This window comes from Romboutsia sp. (assembly GCF_035470145.1).
Taxonomy (GTDB): Bacteria; Bacillota; Clostridia; order Peptostreptococcales; family Peptostreptococcaceae; genus Romboutsia_D.
In genome coordinates this window covers 1-1656 of the sequence record NZ_DATIRC010000397.1, presented here as the reverse complement: position 1 = coordinate 1656, position 1656 = coordinate 1, and the positions used below count along the sequence as shown (strand labels likewise).

Sequence of the window (1656 nt, the reverse complement as noted above, 5' to 3'; positions counted from 1 at the left end):
ATTAAAAAGACAGGTAATTTTATATATGTCCCTGTCTTTTTTAGCATCTGTCAATCCCTACATTAAGCTACTCTATCATCATCACCTAATTGATTATTCATTTTCTTTTTATTAGATTTACGTTTTAAAATTAAAGCTACTGGAACTAATACTATAATTCCTGTTCCAACACGTAAAGCTGTTTCTATTTTATTATTGAATTCCTTAGATGAAACTATTTGTTCATCTTCTTTTTGCTTATCAGCTAGACCTCTTTCATAATGCTTATCAAAAATATCTTGCGCATGCTTGAATTTTTCTGGAATATTTTTACTTTCTCCGTTTCGTCCAAGATTATATGCTGTATTTTTAAGTTCTTCTAGATCTTTTTCCCCTTGTGTATATCCTTGCTCATACCAAACTTGTTCTTCTTCACTATATGATGATTTAGCTTTTCCATTACCAAATACTGCATTATATCCTTCATCTTTTATAACTTTTATATATTCATTCTTTCCTTCTTCATATCCTTCATTATATGAATTGATATAGTCTTCTTCTAAATTTTCAAATGATATTTTTTCTCTATTATTTTTACCATCTTCAAATCCATCTCTATTATATTTTTCAATATTTTCTTTTCTAAATGCACTGTATCCTTCTTTATGTCCTTGCACATAAGTTTGGTTTAATATCTCATGGCTATATGAATCAGTTAATTGAGATTTTCCACTTTTTCCTATATCATAGCCTAATTTCCAAACTCCTTTTTTCTCTTCTTCTAGTTTAGCTTTACCCTCTTCAAATGCTTTATCATAACTTTCTTTGTATACTGCAAAGTATGCATGTTCTTTAGAGTATCTATATTGTGTTTTTTCATTTCCTAAATAACCATCTTCGTTTCCATCTTTTGCTCCAAGTTTGCGAGCATCTTCTCTTGCTTCTTCTTCTCTAAATTTGCATATTCCATTTGGATGTAAATGAGCTTCATATCCATGGTGATAATGATAGTTACCTAACTTAGATTTGTTAAAAATATCCGTATGACCTTCTACACTTTCATTCCCATGCGCATTTACTGATGTTACAGTAGTCATAAATACTATAATACTTAATGTGATGACTTTACCTATGATGTTCAATTTAAACTTCAAATTTTCTTCCTCCTATGTATAATTCGTATAAATTATTTCCCTCAGGTACAATAATATACCATTCATGTATATATTTGTCATTAATTTAACTCAATTCCCAAAATTTGGATTGATATGCCTAAGTTCAACGTCTATTAATCGTATATACCATAAATACTTCCTTACCATACGAATTAATATAAATGCTATAAAAATCCCCATAATCTTAAAGCAATAGCTCTAAAACTATGGGGTTACTTTGATTTAAATTTTATAACTTTAGTCTTTACAACATTTACAACATTTGTAACAATCACAACATTTATCTTTTTCTAATGCTTTCAATAATATTTCATCTAAAGTAGGATGTCCACAAGGTAGTGGTTTCCCATCTATTAATAGACATAAGCTTTCTTTTAATCCTGGATGCCCACAAGGTAGTTGTACTTCACATAATAAATCAAATGTGTATTTTACTAAAAACATATATATATCATTCATACTGCATTCATTTTGACAATTACAGCTTTGTGGTTTATTGCAC

Annotated in this window: 2 protein-coding genes; both read right to left on the bottom strand. The window is 28.7% G+C overall.

Going from position 1 to position 1656, the window contains the following annotated elements; translation table 11 throughout:
• Window positions 1–62: 62 nt before the first annotated feature.
• A complete protein-coding gene (locus VLM92_RS15715; protein ID WP_325277264.1) occupies window positions 63–1133 on the bottom strand; it encodes a hypothetical protein in 1071 nt (356 codons plus the stop codon).
• Window positions 1134–1391: 258 nt separating this feature from the next.
• A partial coding sequence (locus VLM92_RS15710) for a hypothetical protein (protein WP_325277263.1) occupies window positions 1392–1656 on the bottom strand: 265 nt, incomplete at its 5' end.